The organism is Bradyrhizobium sp. SZCCHNPS1003 (genome assembly GCF_032381555.1).
In the GTDB taxonomy this organism is placed as follows: Bacteria; Pseudomonadota; Alphaproteobacteria; order Rhizobiales; family Xanthobacteraceae; genus Bradyrhizobium.
The window spans coordinates 131,218-149,977 of the sequence record NZ_JAUHIU010000016.1 but is presented as its reverse complement, the minus strand read 5'-3'; the positions used below and the strand labels follow the sequence as shown (position 1 = coordinate 149,977).

The 18,760-nt window shown below is 66.3% G+C and carries 17 protein-coding genes; 1 reads left to right on the top strand and 16 read right to left on the bottom strand.

Going from position 1 to position 18,760, the window contains the following annotated elements; all coding sequences use genetic code 11:
* Window positions 1-91 precede the first annotated feature (91 nt).
* From infB to rimP, 4 genes are all read right to left on the bottom strand, one after another.
* Window positions 92-2,851: a translation initiation factor IF-2 gene (gene infB, locus QX126_RS25300; RefSeq protein WP_315735598.1), complete on the bottom strand. Its 2,760-nt coding sequence runs from the start codon at window positions 2,849-2,851 to the stop codon at window positions 92-94.
* A gap of 94 nt (window positions 2,852-2,945) precedes the next feature.
* On the bottom strand, window positions 2,946-3,659 hold the full coding sequence (locus tag QX126_RS25295) for an RNA-binding protein (RefSeq protein WP_315773313.1): 714 nt from the start codon (window positions 3,657-3,659) through the stop codon (window positions 2,946-2,948).
* An 80-nt stretch (window positions 3,660-3,739) separates the two neighbouring features.
* Entirely contained in the window at window positions 3,740-5,362 is a 1,623-nt protein-coding gene (gene nusA / locus QX126_RS25290; RefSeq protein WP_315735594.1) for a transcription termination factor NusA, read from the bottom strand.
* A 14-nt stretch (window positions 5,363-5,376) separates the two neighbouring features.
* On the bottom strand, window positions 5,377-6,138 hold the full coding sequence (rimP, locus tag QX126_RS25285; protein WP_315784409.1) for a ribosome maturation factor RimP: 762 nt from the start codon (window positions 6,136-6,138) through the stop codon (window positions 5,377-5,379).
* 417 nt (window positions 6,139-6,555) lie between these two features.
* Between rimP and QX126_RS25280 the strand changes: the two genes are divergently transcribed.
* Window positions 6,556-7,632 carry a DUF2336 domain-containing protein gene (locus QX126_RS25280; RefSeq protein ID WP_315784407.1) on the top strand — a complete coding sequence of 359 codons (1,077 nt, stop codon included), beginning with the start codon at window positions 6,556-6,558 and terminating at the stop codon, window positions 7,630-7,632.
* Between the two features lie 21 nt (window positions 7,633-7,653).
* On the opposite strand, the gene QX126_RS25275 is transcribed toward QX126_RS25280, so the two are convergent.
* From QX126_RS25275 to tsaB, 12 genes are all read right to left on the bottom strand, one after another.
* Entirely contained in the window at window positions 7,654-8,388 is a 735-nt protein-coding gene (locus tag QX126_RS25275; protein WP_315784405.1) for a tRNA (guanine(46)-N(7))-methyltransferase TrmB, read from the bottom strand.
* Complete coding sequence (locus QX126_RS25270; RefSeq protein WP_315784403.1) at window positions 8,385-9,515, bottom strand: M20 family metallopeptidase; 1,131 nt, start codon at window positions 9,513-9,515, stop codon at window positions 8,385-8,387. The genes QX126_RS25275 and QX126_RS25270 overlap by 4 nt, the downstream gene beginning before the upstream one ends.
* Window positions 9,516-9,837: 322 nt before the next feature.
* On the bottom strand, window positions 9,838-10,254 hold the full coding sequence (locus QX126_RS25265) for a helix-turn-helix domain-containing protein (protein ID WP_006615449.1): 417 nt from the start codon (window positions 10,252-10,254) through the stop codon (window positions 9,838-9,840).
* A 231-nt stretch (window positions 10,255-10,485) separates the two neighbouring features.
* Window positions 10,486-12,096 (bottom strand): apolipoprotein N-acyltransferase, encoded by a 1,611-nt coding sequence (lnt, locus tag QX126_RS25260; protein ID WP_315784401.1) that lies wholly within the window; start codon window positions 12,094-12,096, stop codon window positions 10,486-10,488.
* Window positions 12,093-13,262 carry a hemolysin family protein gene (locus tag QX126_RS25255; protein WP_315735582.1) on the bottom strand — a complete coding sequence of 390 codons (1,170 nt, stop codon included), beginning with the start codon at window positions 13,260-13,262 and terminating at the stop codon, window positions 12,093-12,095. The genes lnt and QX126_RS25255 overlap by 4 nt, the downstream gene beginning before the upstream one ends.
* A 2-nt stretch (window positions 13,263-13,264) precedes the next feature.
* A complete protein-coding gene (gene ybeY / locus QX126_RS25250; RefSeq protein ID WP_315735580.1) occupies window positions 13,265-13,774 on the bottom strand; it encodes an rRNA maturation RNase YbeY in 510 nt (169 codons plus the stop codon).
* 62 nt (window positions 13,775-13,836) lie between these two features.
* Entirely contained in the window at window positions 13,837-14,814 is a 978-nt protein-coding gene (locus QX126_RS25245) for a PhoH family protein (RefSeq protein WP_315735578.1), read from the bottom strand.
* A 64-nt stretch (window positions 14,815-14,878) separates the two neighbouring features.
* Window positions 14,879-16,276 carry a tRNA (N6-isopentenyl adenosine(37)-C2)-methylthiotransferase MiaB gene (miaB, locus tag QX126_RS25240; RefSeq protein ID WP_315775810.1) on the bottom strand — a complete coding sequence of 466 codons (1,398 nt, stop codon included), beginning with the start codon at window positions 16,274-16,276 and terminating at the stop codon, window positions 14,879-14,881.
* A 55-nt stretch (window positions 16,277-16,331) separates the two neighbouring features.
* Window positions 16,332-17,051 carry an HAD family hydrolase gene (locus QX126_RS25235; protein ID WP_315775809.1) on the bottom strand — a complete coding sequence of 240 codons (720 nt, stop codon included), beginning with the start codon at window positions 17,049-17,051 and terminating at the stop codon, window positions 16,332-16,334.
* Entirely contained in the window at window positions 17,044-17,496 is a 453-nt protein-coding gene (locus QX126_RS25230; protein WP_315716937.1) for a Fur family transcriptional regulator, read from the bottom strand. Before QX126_RS25230 ends, QX126_RS25235 begins: the two co-directional genes overlap by 8 nt.
* Before the next feature lie 43 nt (window positions 17,497-17,539).
* Window positions 17,540-18,022 carry a ribosomal protein S18-alanine N-acetyltransferase gene (rimI, locus tag QX126_RS25225; protein WP_315784399.1) on the bottom strand — a complete coding sequence of 161 codons (483 nt, stop codon included), beginning with the start codon at window positions 18,020-18,022 and terminating at the stop codon, window positions 17,540-17,542.
* A complete protein-coding gene (gene tsaB, locus QX126_RS25220; protein ID WP_315784397.1) occupies window positions 18,019-18,720 on the bottom strand; it encodes a tRNA (adenosine(37)-N6)-threonylcarbamoyltransferase complex dimerization subunit type 1 TsaB in 702 nt (233 codons plus the stop codon). Before tsaB ends, rimI begins: the two co-directional genes overlap by 4 nt.
* Between the last annotated feature and the right edge of the window lie 40 nt (window positions 18,721-18,760).

The window sequence follows — 18,760 nt, the reverse complement described above, 5'->3', positions numbered from 1 at the left end:
ACGCTTCGTTAAGTTCAAGGGACGCAGCGATTCCGCATGCGCACGGAATCGCTGCTCACTCGAATTGCAGCGCGCTCTGTAGGATTCGGACTTACAGCGAGCGCTGGATGGTCTCCACGCGATAACACTCGATGACGTCGCCGACACGCATGTCGCCGTAGCTCTCGAAGGCCATGCCGCATTCCTGGCCGGCCTGCACTTCCTTCACTTCGTCCTTGAAGCGCTTCAGGGTCGACAGCTTGCCCTCGTGAACCACGACGTTGTCGCGGATCAGGCGGACATTGGCGCCGCGCTCCACGGTGCCGTCGGTGACGCGGCAGCCGGCGACCTTGCCGACCTTGGAGATGTTGAACACCTCCAGGATCTGCGCATTGCCGAGCATGGTTTCCCGAAGCGTGGGGGCCAGGAGACCGCTCATCGCCTTCTTCACGTCATCCACGAGGTCGTAGATGATGTTGTAGTAACGGATCTCGATGCCGTTGCGCTTGGCGAGCGCGGCCGCTTCCTTGTTGGCTCGTACCGAGAAGCCGATGATCGCGGCGTTGAAGCCTTCGGCCAGCGTCACGTCGGACTCGCTGATGCCGCCGACGCCGGCATGCAGGATGCGGGCGGCGACCTCCTCGGTGCCGAGCTTCTCCAGCGAGCCGAGAATGGCTTCCAGCGAGCCCTGCACGTCGGCCTTGATGACCAGCGGGAATTCCTTGCGGCCCGCAGTCTTCAATTGCGACATCATCTGTTCGAGCGAACCGCGCATGCCGGAGATCGAGGCTGCCGCGTTCTCGCGCTTCTGGTGCGCGCGATAGCTGGTGACCTGGCGGGCACGGGCTTCGTTCTCGACGACGGCGAGACGATCGCCGGCTTCCGGCGGACCATTGAAGCCGAGCACCTCGACCGGCACCGACGGGCCTGCCTCCTGCAATGTCTCACCCTGATCCGAGATCAGCGCGCGGACGCGGCCCATCTCGGCGCCGGCGACGATGATGTCGCCGACCCGCAACGTGCCGCGCTGGACCAGCACGGTGGCGACCGGGCCGCGGCCACGATCGAGCTTGGCTTCGATCACGGTGCCTTCGGCCGGGCGATCCGAATTGGTCTTGAGGTCGAGAATGTCGGCCTGCAGCGCGATCATTTCGAGCAGACGATCGAGGTTGGTCTTGTTCTTGGCGGACACCTCGACGTCGACGACCTCGCCGCCGAGCGATTCGACCTGCACCTCGTGCTGGAGCAGCTCGGTGCGGACGCGCTCGGGACGGGCGTCGGGCTTGTCGATCTTGTTGATCGCGACGATCATCGGCACCTTCGCCGCCTTGGCGTGGTTGATGGCCTCGATCGTCTGCGGCATCACGCCGTCATCGGCCGCGACCACCAGCACCACGATGTCGGTGACCTTGGCGCCGCGGGCGCGCATCGCGGTGAACGCGGCGTGGCCGGGCGTGTCGATGAAGGTGATCTTCTTGCCGGAATCCGGCGCGGTCACCTGATAGGCGCCGATGTGTTGGGTGATGCCGCCGGCTTCGCCCGAGACCACGTTGGCGTGACGCAGCGCGTCGAGCAGCGAGGTCTTGCCGTGGTCGACGTGGCCCATCACGGTCACGACCGGCGAGCGCGGCTCGGTGTCGGTCGAATCGTCGACGACGTCGAACAAACCCTCTTCGACGTCGGACGCCGCGACGCGCTTGACGCTGTGGCCGAGCTCCTCGGCGATCAGCTGCGCGGTGTCGGCATCGATCACGTCGGTGATCTTGTGCATCGCGCCCTGGCGCATCAGCAGACGGATCACGTCGACCGCGCGCTCCGACATGCGGTTCGCCAGCTCCTGGATGGTGATGGCTTCCGGAATCGTCACCTCGCGGACGAGCTTCTCCTTCTGCTCGTTGGCGGCATGGCCCTTCAGGCGCTGCGTGCGGCGGCGGAACGAGGCGATCGAGCGCTCGCGCACATCGTCGGCCGTCAGTGCCGTGACCACCGTCAGGCGGCCGCGCTGCTTCTGCGGACCCGGCTTGTGCGTGGTCTTCGGCGGCGGTGCAGGACGTGCGGCTCCGCCGGGACCCCTGCGGATCTGGCGCGGACCCTCATCCTCGTCCGGACCGGCGGCAACTGCCGCCGGCGCGCGGCCGAGCGGACCGCCGGCGGCAGGACGGGCGCCGGCCGGGCGTGCGCCCGCCGGCTGAGCGCCGCCGGGCCGCGAGCTCGGACCACCAATCTGCTGCGGCCGGCTGCCCGGTGCGCCGACGGGCCTGCCGGGGGCGGGCGTCGAGCGGGCCGGTGCGGTCGCCGCGGGCTGCGGCGCGGATGTCGCCGGACGGGGCGCCTCGCCTTCGCCGAACCGCTTCTTGGCCTCGAGCTCGGCCTTGCGTTTGGCTTCCTCTTCGTGGCGGTGCCGCTCTTCCTCGGCCTTGCGGCGCGCCTCGGCAGCCTCGCGCTCGGCGCGTTCGGCGGCTTCGCGCTCGGCACGGCGGCGCGCTTCCTCTTCGGCCTGGCGGCGTTCCTCGATGTCGCGCACGCGGGCATCGGCCAACGCGCTGGCGCGCGCCGACCGCTCGTCCTCCGTCAGGGTGCGCAACACGACCCCGGATCCGCCGCGCTGCGACGAGCCGGATGGGCGCGGTCCGGATGAGCGCGGCGATGGCGGGGGCGGCGGCGCCTTGGCGACGGTCGGCTCCGGCGCATGCGGAGCATCGGGCCCCCCATCGCCGACGCGGCGCTTGCCGCGCTTCTCGACCACCACCTGCTTGCTCCGGCCATGTGGGAAGCTCTGGCGTACCGTGCCGGTCTCGACGCGCGGCTTCAGCGTCAAGGTCTTGCTCGGGACACTCAGTTTCTTGTCGCCCGGAGTGTTGTTGTCGGCCATTCAGTCGTCCTAATCTCGTTACCAGCGTGCGGGCTACCGCACCGTCTCATTCGTGCAATCGTCGCGATGTCTTCGTAGCTATGGCTTCAAAGTGCTATGTCTTCGAAGTCGAAGCAGATTTCGTGGCCGCGGTTCCGGCAATCTTGTCAGCGTCGGCCGACCGGTATCGGACCAGTGTCTGGCTGCGCGACAGGAATGTCCTGCTCGCCGGGCCTGCGAGCACGGCAGCATGTATCACATTTGAGCGCCCAAGTGCCAAATCCAATTCTGCCGAAGTGAGACAGCAGATGATCGGAATTGTCGGGGCTTGGCCCTGGTCCCCGTCGTTCGGCCGCACCAGCGCGTCGAGCTTGCGGATCCCGTCGGCTGCGCCATCCGCGGCATGGACGAGGGCAGCCAATGTCGACCGCGATTGCCGCTGCGACAGCGCCGCTTCCACCTTGGAGAAACCGGAGACGGCCTGGCCGGCCTTGGCGGCAATCCCCAGCGCTTCGATCGCGCTGCGGGCCAGCAAGGCTTCCAGGTCTTCGGCAAGGGTCGGCGGGACGCGGACGTTGGTCTTGAAGCCTCGGCTGAAATGGTGACGCCGCACCGCCTCCGCAACCGCCTGGCGCGAGGCGGTGATCCACAATCCCCGACCGGGCAGCTTGCGCTTGATGTCGGGCACGACCTCGCCCGACGGGCCGACGACGAAGCGGATCAGCTCGCCGATCGGCCGCACGTCGCGGCTGACCGCGCACATGCGCATGGTCGCGGACTTCTCGGTCCGCGGTCCATTGTCGAGCTCGGGGTCGGCCAAAGCGAGCATGCGGTGATGCGGCTCCTCATCTCAAGCGAGCTGGGTCAGGGTGGGGGTCATCGTGCCGTCCATGGGGCGAGCCAAACGGGTCAGGCGGGCTGTCCTTCGGTCGCTTCGTCCTCATTCTCGGCTTCCGCTTCGGTCTTGGCGAGGTCGGCCTCACTGATCCAGCCGGCCTTGACGCGAGCCTGCATCACCATGGCTTCGGCGTCGTCGCGGGAGACATCGAGACCGTCGAGAATGCCGGCGAATTTGGTGGCTTCGCCGCCCTCCTTGCGCTCGGTCCAGCCGACCAGATCGTCGGTGGCGCAGCCCGCGAGATCCTCGACCGTCTTGATGTCGTTCTCGCCGAACTTGACCAGCATCTTGGTGGTCACGCCGGGCACATCCTTCACCGCGTCCTCGACGCCGAGCTCCTTGCGCTTGGCCTCGAGCTCGGCTTCCTGCTGCTCGAGGAATTCGCGGGCGCGGGTCTGCAGCTCGGTCGCGGTCTCCTCGTCGAAGCCCTCGATGCCGGCGAGATCCTTGAGGTCGACCAAAGCGAGCTCCTCGACCGAGGTGAAGCCTTCGGACGCCAGCAGCTGGCCGACGACCTCGTCGACGTTCAGCGATTCCATGAATACGCGGGTGGAATTCTCGAAGTCGGCCTGACGGCGCTCCGATTCCTCCTGCTCGGTCAGGATGTCGATGTCCCAGCCGGTCAGCTGCGAGGCGAGGCGGACGTTCTGGCCGCGGCGGCCGATGGCGAGCGAGAGCTGGTTGTTGGTGTCGGGCACCACGACCTCGATGCGCTCGCGGTCCTCGTCGATGACGACCTTGGCGACTTCAGCCGGCGCCAGCGCGTTGACCACGAAGGTCGCGATGTCGGGCGACCACGGGATGATGTCGATCTTCTCGCCCTGCAGCTCGTTCACCACGGCCTGCACGCGCGAGCCGCGCATGCCGACGCAGGCGCCGACCGGATCGACCGAGGAATCGCGCGACACGACGCCGATCTTGGCGCGCGAGCCGGGGTCGCGAGCGACCGCCTTGATCTCGACGATGCCGTCATAGATTTCCGGCACTTCCTGCGCGAAGAGCTTGGCCATGAACTGCGGATGGGTGCGCGACAGGAAGATCTGCGGGCCGCGGGTCTCGCGGCGGACGTCGAACACATAGGCGCGGACGCGGTCGCCGTTGCGGAACACCTCGCGCGGCAACATCTCGTCGCGGCGGATGATGGCCTCGCCGCGGCCGAGGTCGAGGATCACGCTGCCATATTCGACGCGCTTGACGACGCCGTTGACGATGTCGCCGATGCGGTCCTTGAACTCCTGATACTGCCGGTCGCGCTCGGCTTCGCGCACCTTCTGCACGATGACCTGCTTGGCCGACTGTGCGGCGATGCGGCCATATTCCAGCGGCGGCAGGGTGTCGGCGATGGTGTCGCCGATCTGCGCGCCCGGATTGGCGCGGCGGGCATCATCCAGCGAGATCTGGTTGGAGGGGTTCTCGACCTTCTCGACCACCAGCATGTGGCGCGACAGACGCAGCTCACCCTTCTTCGGATCGATCTCGGCATGAACGTCGGTCTCGCTGCCGTAGCGGGCGCGGGCGGCCTTGGCGATCGCGTCTTCCATGGCAGCGATCACGATGCCGCGGTCGATCGACTTCTCGCGCGCGACGGCGTCGGCGATCTGCAGCAGTTCCAACCGGTTGGCGCTGACGGCCATGGCTCAAATCTCCTCTAATCAGGATCGATCTCGCCTCTGCGCGCGCGGTCGGCGGCGAGGCGATGTTTCTTGGTGTTGGTCGGCAGCGGCTTCTTGACCGGCTGCTTGTCCTTCGATTTCGGTTTTGGCTTGGCCTGGGCCGCCGGCTTGGCGTGCGGCGCCAACGGTGGCGCCAGCCCGAGGTCGCGCTTCTTCTCGCGCTCGGCGGCCTTGCCGCGGCGCATGGATTCGGCGATCAGCTCGTCGGTCAGCACCAGCTTGGCGTCGCCGATGTCGGCCATCGGCAGCACGACGTCCGGCTCCTGGTCCTTGGCCACGTCGTCGCGGATGATGCGCACGCCGTCGCCTTCGACCCCGGCAATGATGCCGCGGAAGCGTTTGCGGTTCTGATGTGCCGCCGCCATCTCGATCTTGACCAGATGACCGGCGTGGCGGGCGAAATCGGAACGGCGGACCAGCGGCCGGTCGATGCCCGGCGAGGAGATCTCGAGCCGGTAGGCGCGGTCGATCGGGTCGGCGATGTCGAGCACCGGCGACAGCGCCCGCGACACCGCCTCGCAATCCTCGATCTGCATCGTGCCGTCGGGACGCTCGGCCATCACCTGGACCGTGCAACCACCTTCGCCCGAAATGCGGATCCGCACCAGGCGGTACCCCATTCCCTGCAGCACCGGGTCGGCCACCGCCGCCACGCGCGCCGCAACGCCCGGCTCGACGACGAGACGGGGCTCGGTCAGGAGGTCGGTGTCAGCGGCTGCGAACGTAGGTTCCGTCATCGAGGCGTCGATCGCGTGTCTTGCTTGGTTGGGCCGTGGGGCCTGTTCGATCGCGCTCACCGGACCGATCCCGCCCGCGGCGGAGCGATCCAGGTAACAAAAAAGAGCGGGTCCGGAAGGGCCCACCCTCACTACGCGATCGTATATGAGATGATGTTTGATGGCGCTCATATAGCCGCTTTGCCGCCTGACGGCAAGGGTCGTGTCGGCTCAAACGGGGCCTGGAACCGGGAATTCACTCCGCGCCGAGACCGCGGATCGGATCGTTTTCCCCGACCGGCAACGGGTGAATGCCGCAGGGTCTAACCCTTCATTCACCAAGATCGCTTAAAAATGAGCTGAGTTCGCGCTTTTCGCCCCGTGCCGCAAGGAGCGGAGCGGACGGAAACGTGTCGTGTTGCGTATCGAGTAGACGTCATGACCCCCGCTACCGCGCTGATCCCCGGCCTCGGCGGGATCGTCAGGCAGGGCAATGCTGAACGCGGCCTCGAGGCCACGCGCCGCATCGCCGACCTGTTCTTCGAGGATGCGACGAAGCTGCGTCCCGAGCACATCAATCTGTTCGACGGTCTCCTGATCGATCTGGTCCCGTTCGCGGATCTGCCGACGCGGATCGATCTGGCGGAGCGGTTGTCGCGGCTCCTCAGGGCGCCACGTGCCGTCGTCGGCCGGCTCGCGCGCGACGACGAGGTTGGGGTGGCGGGTCCGCTGTTGCGCCGCTCGCTCGTGCTCGACGATCCCGCGCTCATCGACATTGCGCACGACAAGAGCCAGGGTCATCTGCTCGCGATGGCGGAGCGGCCGCGCCTGTCGGCTGATATGACGGACGTGCTGGTGCGCCGTGGTGATCGCGACGTGGTGCGGCGGACCGCTGCCAATGACGGCGCAGCGTTTTCCCCGCGCGGCTATGCCGCGCTGATCCACCGCGCGAGTTCCGACGGCGTGCTGACCCTCACGGTCGGTCGGCGCGACGATGTTTCCGACGATCATCTGAAACAACTGCTGGCCGGCTCGCTCGATGTCGTCAGGCGGCGGCTGTTCGATGTCGTGCAGCCGGACAAGCAGGCGAGGATCAAGCAGGCTCTCGCCGAGCTTACCGATGCGGCGCACGCAACGAACAGCACGCGCAATTTCGTGCCCGCGCAGCGGACCATCCTGTCGCTGTATGAAGCCAGCGGCTTGGACCAGTCGGCGCTGTTCCGCTTCGCATCCGAGCACAAATACGAAGAGGTCATCGCGGCGCTCGCCGCAATGACCGGACTTAAGATCGCGACGCTCGACCGGCTGGTGTCGGGCGATCGTCACGATCCGCTTCTGATCCTGGGGCGCACGATCGGGCTCGACTGGCGCACCGTGCATGCACTGATCCTGCTGCGCCTCGGACCGAAACGCGTGCCGGCGCAGCGCGACATCGATGCGATCAGGGTCAACTACGCGCGCCTGCTGCCATCGACCGCCGAGCGTATCGTCGCGTTCTGGAAGACACGACATTGAACGACGTCGCCGGCATAGCGGTCAGCGCCGGCGGAAGATCAGATAGTTGGCGACGCGGCCTTCGCGCGTCGCCTTCCGTCCGTAGCGCGTCATGGTGTAGCCCGGCCAGGGCAGGCGCCAGTCGTCGGCGCGCTCGGCCGTCCAGGCGAAGTCGGGCGAACGCAGCAGATGCCACAGCGTCCAGGCGCAATAGTCGGCGATGTCGCTGACGAAGCGGAACTCGCCGCCGGGCTTCAGGACGCGCGCCATCGCGGCGACCGTTGCATCCTGCACGAAACGCCGCTTCCAGTGCCGCCGCTTCGGCCAGGGATCGGGATGGATCAGGTCGATCCGCTGCAGCGACTGCGGCGGCAGCCAGGCCAGCAGCTCGGCGGCATCGCCCGCCAGCAGCCTGATATTGCCGATGTTGTCGGCCTCGATGGCCGACAGGATCTTGGCCATGCCGTTGACATAGGGCTCGCAGCCGATGAAGCCGGTGGTCGGAAACGCCTTTGCTTCGGCGGCAAGATGCTCGCCGCCGCCAAACCCGATCTCCAGCCGCAGCGCGTCGACCGGCGGATGGTACAGCGTGGGCAGCACGGCTTCCGCGGGCGCGGCGAGATCGAGCGCGAGGTGCGGCAGCAGGTTGTCGACCAGGCCGGCCTGATGCGCCCGCAGCTTGTGGCCCTTGCGCCGGCCGAAGAACGAGCCCTGACCATGCAAGGCCTCGGTGCTGGCGTGATCGTCGTCGACAGGCATGTTGATCGCGGTGCTCATCGCAGGGTTTGATAGAGACGGTAGAGCAGCCTTGTCCGCGGCTCGATCGAGGAGATGTACATCTGCTCGTAATGCGTATGCGCGCCCTTGCCGTCGACGCCGAGCCCATCGAGCGTCGCCGTGAACGGTGCGGTGAAATTGCCGTCGGAACCGCCGCCCGTGTGGGTGTCGACGAGCTCGAATCCGATCTCTTCGGCCAGTGATTTCGCATGCTCGAACAAGGCCGCGCCGGCGTTGCCCTTGACGTAAGGCGGCCGGTTCACCTCGCCGCTGACTTCAACCGTGACGCCATCGCTGCGCGAGGTCAGCCCCAGGATCTTGGGCAGGATTTCCTCTGCATCGGCTGGCGTCGGTAGCCGCGCATCCACCTCCGCATGGGCTTCCTCTGCGATGACGTTGGGACGTGTGCCGCCGCGCACCACGCCGACATTCACGGTAATGCCGCGCGCGGGGTCGTTGAGCGCTTCGAGCGCATGGATGACGTTGGCGAGTTCGCGGATCGCACTGCGTCCATCCTGTGGACGCGCGCCGGCATGCGCGGGCACGCCGCGGATGGCCACGTCGAACCGCGCCACGCCCTTGCGTCCGGTCACGATCTTGCCGCCGTCACGCGCCGGCTCGGTGACGAGGACGTATTTGGCCTTGCGGCCCTCATCCTCGATCAGCGCGCGCGAGGTCGGGCTGCCGATCTCTTCATCCGAGACGAACAAATGAGTAATGCCGAGCGGCGATTTTTCACCGCCTGCGCAGAGCTGACGAAAGGCGTGAAAGGCGAGATACGCGCCACCCTTCATGTCGTAGATCCCCGGACCGTACGCGACGTCACCGTCGACCGAAAACGGCAGCCGCGCGATGAACCCGATCGGGTGCACCGTATCGAGATGGCTGAGGACCAGAATTCCGGGCTCGGCCTGTCCCCATGACGAGCGCGCGATGAGATGGTCGCCGCAGCCGTCGCGTCCGGCGATCCGTTCGATCGTGGCATCGAGCCCCCGATAGCCATCCGCGACAAGGGAAGCCAGCTTGTTGACCTGATCAGGCGCCTCGGTTGGGGTCTCGATCTCGACCCATTGGCGGATGCCTTCGAGAATTGTGCGACTATCGAACGGGCTGATGCTGGTGGTCATAGCTTTGTAAATCGTTCTCGATGGTTACGAAGTGGTAGCAGGCGGTGGACGCGTTGGCGCGTCGCGGGGCGGGTTGGCGGCTGGGACGCCGGAGTTCCAGGCCACATGTGCATAAAACGATTTAGAGCGCGATAGCGTTTCCCGAAGGGGAGCCATCGCGCTCTATTGGTCGCAATCGAAGTTGTCTATCGGCCCATTCGTCCTGCGAAGCGTTGCATGCCCAGCGCGACGCTCGCAAAACGCGTTCTGCTAATGGCCCCCCGAGGCGCTGACATTCATATGAGAGGAAATCGCGATAGGAATGTCAGCGCCGGCGCATCAGCTAGCCTTCTTCCGGAGCTTCGCGATCAGCGATCTGCTCGACCAGGTCGACGATGCTGCGACGAAGCTTTGAATCGTGGATCCGCGTGAATGCGCGGGTCAACGCCAGTCCTTCTGAGGTTGCCAGGAAATCAGACACATAGGCGGGCGAAGCGCCTTCGCCGAAAGCTTCACCGTTGGTCCCGCCACTCGGGACCCCTTCGAACAGGAAGGAGACCGGGACCTGCAGAACCTCCGAGATCTGCTGAATCCGGCTGGCGCCGACTCGATTGGTGCCTTTTTCGTACTTCTGTATCTGCTGGAACGTGAGTCCGAGAGCCTCACCAAGTTTTTCCTGGCTCATGCCCAACATGATACGGCGCATCCGCACCCGGCTGCCGACATGCTTGTCAACAGGGTTGGGCGCTTTCGTCGACATCTCTCAACTCCTTAGAATGGGCCTCGGAACGAGGCGGTCGCAGTATGCCTCAGGCGCTCACACCGTCAATTTCTGTTCGCATGCGTACTAACGAAGACGGCCGAGCAACGATCTGGACGGCTCATGCTGCCGCGCGAGAATGCGAATTGCAGCAGCTATCTGTCAACACTTGGGGTTTTGCTTGTCAAAAAAAATCTTACGGACCCGGAAAGAATCGAGATCTTGCTGTCGTCAGGGAAGCTTTTGAGCAACACGTCTGCGAACGACGGTGCTCAGGGCGATCACTAACAGAATCGCAACCGGAATGTCGCCGAGCTTTGCATAGACTGTCGGCTGCAACGCAACAGGCAGCGCGGAATCCAGCACGCCCTCTGCACCGAGTGGCAATTGCTTAACGATACGGCCGACAGGATCGATCACTGCAGAGATGCCGGTGTTCGCAGATCGAACTAATGGAAGTCCTTGCTCGATCGCGCGCCACTGCGCCTGCTGCAGATGCTGATGAGGACCGGTCGAAATGCCGAACCAGCCGTCGTTGGTCAAGTTGACGATCCAGCCCGGGCGTTCTTCGCTCGGCACGCTGTCACTCGGAAAGATCGCCTCGTAGCAGATCAAAGGAAGAACACGCGGAGCGTGTGGCGCGTCCAGATTGCGTCGCGCCGTGCCCGGGATGAAACCGCCCTGCACCCGCGTCAGCTGCTCGAGCCCGATCCGCTCCAGCAGAGTCTGGAACGGCAGGAACTCGCCGAACGGGACCAGATGGAGCTTGTCGTAGACCGACAGCACGGTGCCGTCGTGGTCGATCACGTAGATCGAATTGTAGGCCCGGGTGATGGGAACGTTCCGAGGCACGTCGGGGGCGCGGACCGAACCGGTGATCAGCACCGCGCCCGGCGACAGCAGGTCGGCGATCTGGCCCATCGCGTCCGCCTCGCGGGTCAGGAAGAACGGGAACGCCGATTCCGGCCAGATCAGGATATTGGTGTCGCGGACACCGGTGGCTGTCGGACCGGAGGCGCGATCCGACAGCGCCAGATAGCGGCGCATGACGTCGGCCTTGGCGCCATAGTTGAATTTGACGTCCTGCTGCAGGTTCGGCTGCATGATCCGCAGCTTGAGATCGGCGACGAAGGCGGTCGGATGCAGGCCGATCCGGATGACGCCAAACACGCCCATCACCACCAGCAAGGCGGCCGCCGCGGCCGGCGCCCGCCAGCGCTCGCGCCAGGTCTTGCCGTCGATCAGCACCGCAGGGCTGGCAAAGATCGCGATCGCCAGGAACGTCATGCCCCAGATCCCGATCAGCGATGTCGCCTGCGCCAGCGCGAGCGGCTGCGACAGGGCATAGCCGAACGTGTTCCAGGGGAAGCCGGTCAGCGCGTGGCCGCGGAGCCATTCGCTCGCGGTCAGGCAGACGGCGAGCGCCAGGATACGGGTTGCACCACGCGTCCAGATCAACCGCGCCAATGCGAAGCCCAGTGCCGGAAACAGCGCGAGATAGGCCGGCAGGCCCAGCACGGCGAACGGCATCAGCCAGGCGAAGGTGTCGGCATCGACCAGGAACGCGTTGCCGATCCAGTACAGGCCGGGCACGAAATAGCCCATGCCGAAGCAGAAGCCGGTGAAGGCGGCAGCCGGGATGCCGCGCCGCCGTCCCGCCGCCGCACCATCGATCAGCCAGACCAGCACCGGGAAGGTGATCGCAAGCACCGGCCAGGCGTTGAACGGAGCCATCGCAAGCGAGGAGAGCGCGCCGGCGGCGAGCGCGATCGCCGCACGCTTCCAGCCCCAGGCCAGGACAACGCCGATGGCGAGGCCGCGAATCGTCGATGGGCGGATCACTGTGAGCTGGCTCCGTCGCCGCGTGGCGGGCTGCTATCGTCATGGCCCGGCGCCGGGCCGGCCTCTGCCGGCGGCGGCTCGGCCGGGACGTCCGTGTCCGGCGGGGTCGCTTCCGGCGCCATTTCGCGGCGCCGGCTCTCGCGCGGCGGGCGGGGTGTGGGACGCTCCTTGCGCGGCGCGATGCGCAGCCGCTTGACCCGGCGCGGATCGGCATCGAGCACCTCGACCTCGAAATTGCCGGGGCCGGAGATCAACTCGCCGCGCACCGGCAGCCGGCCGACATGATTGACGAGATATCCGCCGAGCGTCTCCACCCCTTCGCCTGCCTCTCCGGTCACGAACTCCTCGCCGATCACCCGGCGCACGTCGTCGAGGCTGGCGCGGGCGTCCGCGATGAAGGCGTTGTCGGCCTGCCGCACGATCGCCGGCGGCTCGTCGCTGTCGTGCTCGTCGTCGATCTCGCCGACGATCTGCTCGACGATGTCCTCGATCGAGACCAGCCCGTCGGTGCCGCCATATTCGTCGACGACCAGCGCCAGATGGATGCGCGAGGCCTGCATCTGCGCGAGCAGGTCGATCGCGCGCATCGACGGCGGCACATAGAGCAGCTTGCGGATGATGTTGGCCTCGAACAGCGGCATCGACAGGTCGACGGCCTTCAGGTCGAGACCGGCCGGCAGCGGCTTCTTGCGCCGCGCCTTCACCTCGTCCGAGACGCGCGCCTGCGCGGTGGTGAAGGCGAGCAGGTCGCGGATATGCACCATGCCCTCGGGATCGTCGAGCGTGTCGTTGTAGACCACGAGCCGTGAATGCGAGGCGCTCTCGAACAGGCTCATCAGCTCGCCGAGCGTGATGTCGCGCCTGACCGCGACGATGTCGGCGCGATGCACCATGACGTCGGCGATCCGCCGCTCGTGCAGATCGAGGATGTTGCGCAGGAGCGTGCGCTCGACCGCGGAGAAGCCGATGTCGTCGGGTGTCGAGGCGTCGAGCACGACCTGCAGATCGTCGCGCACCGATCCGCCGCCCTTCCATCCGAACAGATTACGCAGCGCGCGCAGGAGCCAATTCTCGCTCGGCGAGCGGCCGAGCTCGGATGCCGGCACCACGGCCGGAAGATTGCGCGTGTTGCGCGGATTGTCGTGAATGGGTTCGGAGTCGGCCATGATCAATTCGTCCGCTCCCGGTCGGCATAGGGATCGGGGATGCCGAGATGGGCGAGGATCTCGCGCTCGAGCGCTTCCATCTCCTCGGCCTCGTCATCGGTCTCGTGATCGTAGCCGACGAGATGCAGGAATCCGTGTACGGTCAGATGGCTCAAATGGTGCGCGAACGGCTTCTGCTCCTCGTCGGCCTCGCGCCGCATCGTCTCGTAGGCGATGGCGATGTCGCCGAGCATGCGCGGTGCGTCGTCCTCGCCGCGCGGCCCGGTCGGCTGCAGCGCCGGAAACGACAGCACGTTGGTCGGCTTGTCGATGCCGCGCCAATTGCTGTTCAGGGTGCGGATGCCGTCGTCGTCCGTCAGCATCACCGCGATCTCGGCGTCTCCGACGTCCGCGTCGACCGTCTCAGCGGCGGCGACGATGGCGCGATGTATGACCTCCTCGGCGTCGGGCTGGTCCTGCCAGCAGTCGGCTGCGACGATCACCTCGGTGGTTGGAATGGGACTTTGTGGCATCCTGGTCGTTCTGTGCGGATGGCGCTCGGATCATGCGCCGATCGGCGAGCTTGCTCCGGGGGTCAGCGCGCCTTTGGGCTCTCATAGGCGGCGACGATACGCGCCACCAATTCGTGGCGAATGACGTCCTCGCCGGTGAACCTGACCTGTGCGATCCCTTCGACGCCGTCGAGCAGCCGCGCGGCCTCGGCAAGGCCCGACGTCTGGCCGTTCGGCAGATCGATCTGGGACGGATCGCCGGTGATGATCATGCGGCTGTTCTCGCCCAGACGCGTGAGGAACATCTTCATCTGCATCGACGTCGTGTTCTGCGCCTCGTCGAGAATGATCGCGGCATTGGTCAAGGTGCGCCCGCGCATGAAGGCGAGCGGCGCGATCTCGATCTCGCCGGCCTGCAGCGCGCGTTCGACGATGCGCGCATCCATCAGATCGTACAGCGCGTCGTAGATCGGACGCAGATAGGGATCGACCTTCTCGCGGAGGTCACCAGGCAGGAAGCCGAGCCGCTCGCCAGCTTCGACCGCCGGGCGCGAGAGGATGATGCGGTCGACTTCCTTACGCTCGAACAGCTGCGCCGCATGCGCGACCGCAAGCCAGGTCTTGCCGGTGCCGGCCGGGCCGATGCCGAACACGAGCTCGTGGCGCTTCAGCGCGCGGATGTAGGAATCCTGCGCGGCGGTGCGGGCGCGCACCGGGCGCTTGCGCAGGTTGATGCTCTCGAACGCGTTCTTGGCGTTCTTGGCGTCGAACTCGAACAGCGAGCCTTGCGCCACCACGGCGCGGATCGCGCCCTCGACGTCGCCCTGCGCCAGATCCTGGCCCTTGACGGCCTGCGCATAGAGCGATTCGAGCACGCGCCGCGCGGCATCGCAGCCGTCGCGGCTGCCGCCGATGGTGATGTGGTTGCCGCGGGAATCGACGACGACGCCGAGCCTTCGCTCGACCAGGGCCAGATTCTGGCCGTAGGGGCCGACCAGGGCGGAAGCGGCGCGGTTGTCGTCGAAATCGATGACGACCTGGGTCTCGGGAGGCATGGACATGTCGCGATCGAACTTGCGGCTGGGAGCGAGGGAAGACGAATCCGATGCGCTCTTGGGCAAGTGCTCAGCCTCCGATGGATACAAGGGGCGTGGGGGAGATCGCTGCCGGCGCGGCCGTGATGAGCTCGCCGAGCAGGCTGTAGCGTTCGAGGCTGTCGATCCGCACCGGCAGAACCTGACCGATGATGTCGTCGGAGGCCATGACGTGGGCCGGCTGCAGATACGCGGTCCGTCCGACCAGCTGTCCGGGCTTGCGCGCCGCGCGCTCAAACAGCACGTCGACAACCTGGCCGATCGCGGCCTTGTTGAAGGCTGCTTGCTGGCTGTCGATCAAGCTCTGGAGGCGCTCCAATCGCTCGTCCATCTCGGTCGCTGACACCATCTCCTGCATGTCCGCTGCCGGAGTTCCCGGACGCGGCGAATACTTGAATGAATAGGCTGCAGCGTATCCGATTTGATCGATCAGCGCGAGGGTGGCGCGAAAATCTTCCTCGGTCTCGCCCGGGAACCCGACGATGAAATCCGAAGAGAATGCAATGTCGTGACGGGCGGCGCGAAAACGGTCGACGACATCCCGGTAATCGGACGCAGTGTGTTTGCGGTTCATGGCATTCAGGATTCGGTCGGATCCCGACTGAACCGGAAGATGCACGAACGGCATCACCGCTCCGAGATCGCGATGCGCCGCGATCAGGCTGTCGTCGACGTCGTTGGGATGGCTGGTCGAGTAGCGAAGCCGCGCCACGCCCGGAATCTCGGCGATCCTGTAGAGCAGCCGCCCCAGCGTCCAGGGCCGGCCGTCAGGGCCTTCGCCGTGATAGGCGTTGACGTTCTGGCCGATCAGGGTGATCTCGCGAACGCCGTTCTCGGCGAGCTGCGTCACGTCGTCGACAATGCGCGCCACTGCGCGCGACATCTCGCTGCCGCGTGTATACGGCACCACGCAGAAGGTGCAGAACTTGTCGCAGCCCTCCTGCACGGTGACGAAGGCCGAGACGCCGCGGGCGCGGATCGCCTCGCGGCTGGGCTTCGCCAGGAAGCCGAACTTGTCCTGGGCCGGGAATTCGGTCTCGATGGCGCGCTCGCCGCGGCGGGCCTGGGCCAGGAGCTGCGGCAGATGGTGGTAGCTCTGTGGGCCGACCACGACGTCGACGGTGGGGGCGCGGGCGATGATCTCCTCGCCTTCCGCCTGAGCCACGCAGCCGGCTACGGCGATCTGCATCGTCCGGCCGGCCCTTGCGGCGTCCTCCTTCGCGACCCGCAGCCGCCCGAGCTCCGAATAGACCTTCTCGGAGGCCTTCTCGCGGATGTGGCAGGTGTTGAGGATCACGAGATCGGCGTCGCCGGCCTCAGCGGTCTCGACGAAGCCCTCGGAGCCCAGCGTGTCCACCATGCGCTGGGCATCGTAGACATTCATCTGGCAGCCATAGGACTTGATGTGCAGCTTGCGCGGCGGCGTCATGAACCCTTGCATGCAGTCGGAGGCGCGCCAATGCGACGCCGCGCTCAAATATAGGCTAGGGGGCCGAAAATCCAGCGACCGCGGGCTTTTTCTCGGACAGCCGGCCCAGAATCGCCGGCAGCTGCCGCATGTCGTCGAAAACCAGGGTGGCGCCGGCCGCGCGCAGATTGTCGGCGTGCCCAGGCCGGCAGTGGCTGCCGCCATGGAACCCGAGCACCGTCATGCCGGCGGCGACACCGCCCCGGATGCCGGCCAAGCTATCCTCGACCACCACGCAGGCCCCGGGACGCGCCCTCATCTGCGCTGCGGCGAACAGGAACAGATCGGGCGCGGGCTTGCCGTTCTCGACCTGGGAGGACGAGAAGATGTGCGGGGCGAGGCGATCGTAGAGCCGGGTGGCGCCAAGGCTGACGCGCATGCGTTGGTGCGATCCGGAGGAGGCGACGCAGACCGGCACGTCAATGGTGTCGAGCGCCTCCGTGATCCCGTCGATCGCCGCGAGGTCCTGCTCGAAGGCGCGGAACAGGCGGTCCTGCAGTTTCGGGTTGAAATCGTCGGGCAGGCTGTGGCCGAGCTCGGCCTCGACCTCGAGCTTCGCCTGTTTCAGGGAGCGGCCCAGGAACCGCGCGAACACCTGCTCGGTCGTGATCGGATAGCCGCACAGGCTGAGCACGTCGGCGTGGGTCTGACAGGAGATCACCTCGCTGTCGACCAGCACGCCATCGCAATCGAAAATGACGAGATCGAAGCTGGAAGCCGGCGCTGCGTCAGCCATTCGTCTCTTCGTCGAGGGGCACGCAATACAGCTCAAGCCGGTGGTCGACCAGCTTGTAGCCGAGCTTGCGGGCGATCTCGGCCTGCAGCTTCTCGATTTCCTCGGAGGTGAACTCGATCACCTTGCCGTCGCGCAGATTGATCAGATGATCATGATGGCTGTCGCGCATCTGCTCGTAGCGGGCGCGGCCCTCGCGGAAATCGTGGCGCTCGATGATGCCGGCATCCTCGAACAGCTTCACGGTGCGATAGACCGTGGAGATCGAGATCTTGTCGTCGACGGCGACGCAGCGCCGGTACAACTCCTCGACGTCGGGATGGTCGCAGGCTTCCGCGAGCACGCGGGCAATGACGCGGCGCTGCTCGGTCATGCGCATGCCGGTGGCGGCACAGCGGGCCTCGATTCCGGTGGAATTGAGCGCTGGCGTGGTTTTCAAGGAGGTCATCGTGTCTCGCCTCAAGGATGCGCTTTCTGCCACCAAGCGCAGGTTACGACAAGTCCCGGCGCATCAGAAGCGCATTCAACTGTTCCCCGCCGGGCTGAAGGTAATAGCGTTCCCGACGGCCCACGGTCGCAAATCCGGCGCGTTCATAGAGTCGGCGGGCCGGCTGGTTGTTTTCCTCCACTTCGAGAAACACCGTCCGGACCCGGCGCCCCGCGAGGTGCCCGAGATGCTGCAGCAACAGATCACGAGAAAATCCGCGGCCGCGCTGATTTGGGTCAAGTGCAACCGACAATATTTCCGCTTCGTCCGCGCCGATTCGCGAGACGATGAGGCCGACGAGTTTCCGCCCGAGCCGCAGCCGATGGATCATGGTGTTGCGCTCGGCCAGCATGGCCTCGAACTCGCCTTCGCCCCAGCCGCGGTGAAACGAGGCGGCGTGGATCTGGGCGAGCCTGGCGGCGTCGCGCGGCGCGGCCGCTTCGATCAACGGTTTGGGGCTGCCGAGCCAGCGGAAGAACATGTTCATGACGAGACGGCCGTCTGCGCCGGCGCGCGCGCCGCGCCGGCAGGCGGCTTGACGTCGGGCGCGCGCAGATAGAACGGCCGCGCCGGCGCGTGCGCCGGGTCCGCGGCCGCGCCGAGCCAGGCAACCCAGGATATGTCGGGTCCGTTTTGCGAGTCGACCGCAACTGGCGCGGCGGCTTCCGGAGGCCACCGTTCGGCCAGCAGCGCTGCGGCGTTGCCGACGAGGTGCGGGGCGCCGAGCCGCGCGACCGCCAAGACGTCGTCGATCGCAGCGACCTGAGGCGCGACCAGCTCTTCGCCGCTGCCGCTCACGACTTGGTAGTAGACATGGTCGTGCCGGGCATCGATCGCCGAGATCACCGGGTTGGTACGGTCTTCGCTGACGATGGGTGCGGCGTAGGCCGAGAGCGTGGTGACGCCGACGACCGGCTTGTGCGCCGCCAATGCAATGCCGCGCGCGGCGGAGAGGCCGACGCGCAGTCCGGTGAAACTACCAGGACCCGTCGTTACCGCGATGCGGTCTAGCTCGTGGAAGCCGACGCCCGACTGGCGCATCACGCGCGCGATCAGCGGCATCAGCGCCTCGGCGTGGCCGCGCTTCATCGGCAGCGTTTCCTCGGCGCGCATCGCGGCCGAATCAGTGTCCAGAACGGCAGCCGCGCAATGGTCGAGGGCAGTATCGATGGCGAGGATCAACATCCGGTCAGATTCGCATTGAAGGGAGCGCCGAATACCTTTT

Bases quoted from the DNA above. Each gene is read 5' to 3' on its own strand.
- infB (WP_315735598.1), bottom strand. From the start codon at position 2,851: ATGGCCGACAACAACACTCCGGGCGACAAGAAACTGAGTGTCCCGAGC.
- QX126_RS25295 (WP_315773313.1), bottom strand. From the start codon at position 3,659: ATGCTCGCTTTGGCCGACCCCGAGCTCGACAATGGACCGCGGACCGAG.
- nusA (WP_315735594.1), bottom strand. From the start codon at position 5,362: ATGGCCGTCAGCGCCAACCGGTTGGAACTGCTGCAGATCGCCGACGCC.
- rimP (WP_315784409.1), bottom strand. From the start codon at position 6,138: ATGACGGAACCTACGTTCGCAGCCGCTGACACCGACCTCCTGACCGAG.
- QX126_RS25280 (WP_315784407.1), top strand. From the start codon at position 6,556: ATGACCCCCGCTACCGCGCTGATCCCCGGCCTCGGCGGGATCGTCAGG.
- QX126_RS25275 (WP_315784405.1), bottom strand. From the start codon at position 8,388: ATGAGCACCGCGATCAACATGCCTGTCGACGACGATCACGCCAGCACC.
- QX126_RS25270 (WP_315784403.1), bottom strand. From the start codon at position 9,515: ATGACCACCAGCATCAGCCCGTTCGATAGTCGCACAATTCTCGAAGGC.
- QX126_RS25265 (WP_006615449.1), bottom strand. From the start codon at position 10,254: ATGTCGACGAAAGCGCCCAACCCTGTTGACAAGCATGTCGGCAGCCGG.
- QX126_RS25255 (WP_315735582.1), bottom strand. From the start codon at position 13,262: ATGGCCGACTCCGAACCCATTCACGACAATCCGCGCAACACGCGCAAT.
- ybeY (WP_315735580.1), bottom strand. From the start codon at position 13,774: ATGCCACAAAGTCCCATTCCAACCACCGAGGTGATCGTCGCAGCCGAC.
- QX126_RS25245 (WP_315735578.1), bottom strand. From the start codon at position 14,814: ATGTCCATGCCTCCCGAGACCCAGGTCGTCATCGATTTCGACGACAAC.
- miaB (WP_315775810.1), bottom strand. From the start codon at position 16,276: ATGACGCCGCCGCGCAAGCTGCACATCAAGTCCTATGGCTGCCAGATG.
- QX126_RS25235 (WP_315775809.1), bottom strand. From the start codon at position 17,051: ATGGCTGACGCAGCGCCGGCTTCCAGCTTCGATCTCGTCATTTTCGAT.
- QX126_RS25230 (WP_315716937.1), bottom strand. From the start codon at position 17,496: ATGACCTCCTTGAAAACCACGCCAGCGCTCAATTCCACCGGAATCGAG.
- rimI (WP_315784399.1), bottom strand. From the start codon at position 18,022: ATGAACATGTTCTTCCGCTGGCTCGGCAGCCCCAAACCGTTGATCGAA.
- tsaB (WP_315784397.1), bottom strand. From the start codon at position 18,720: ATGTTGATCCTCGCCATCGATACTGCCCTCGACCATTGCGCGGCTGCC.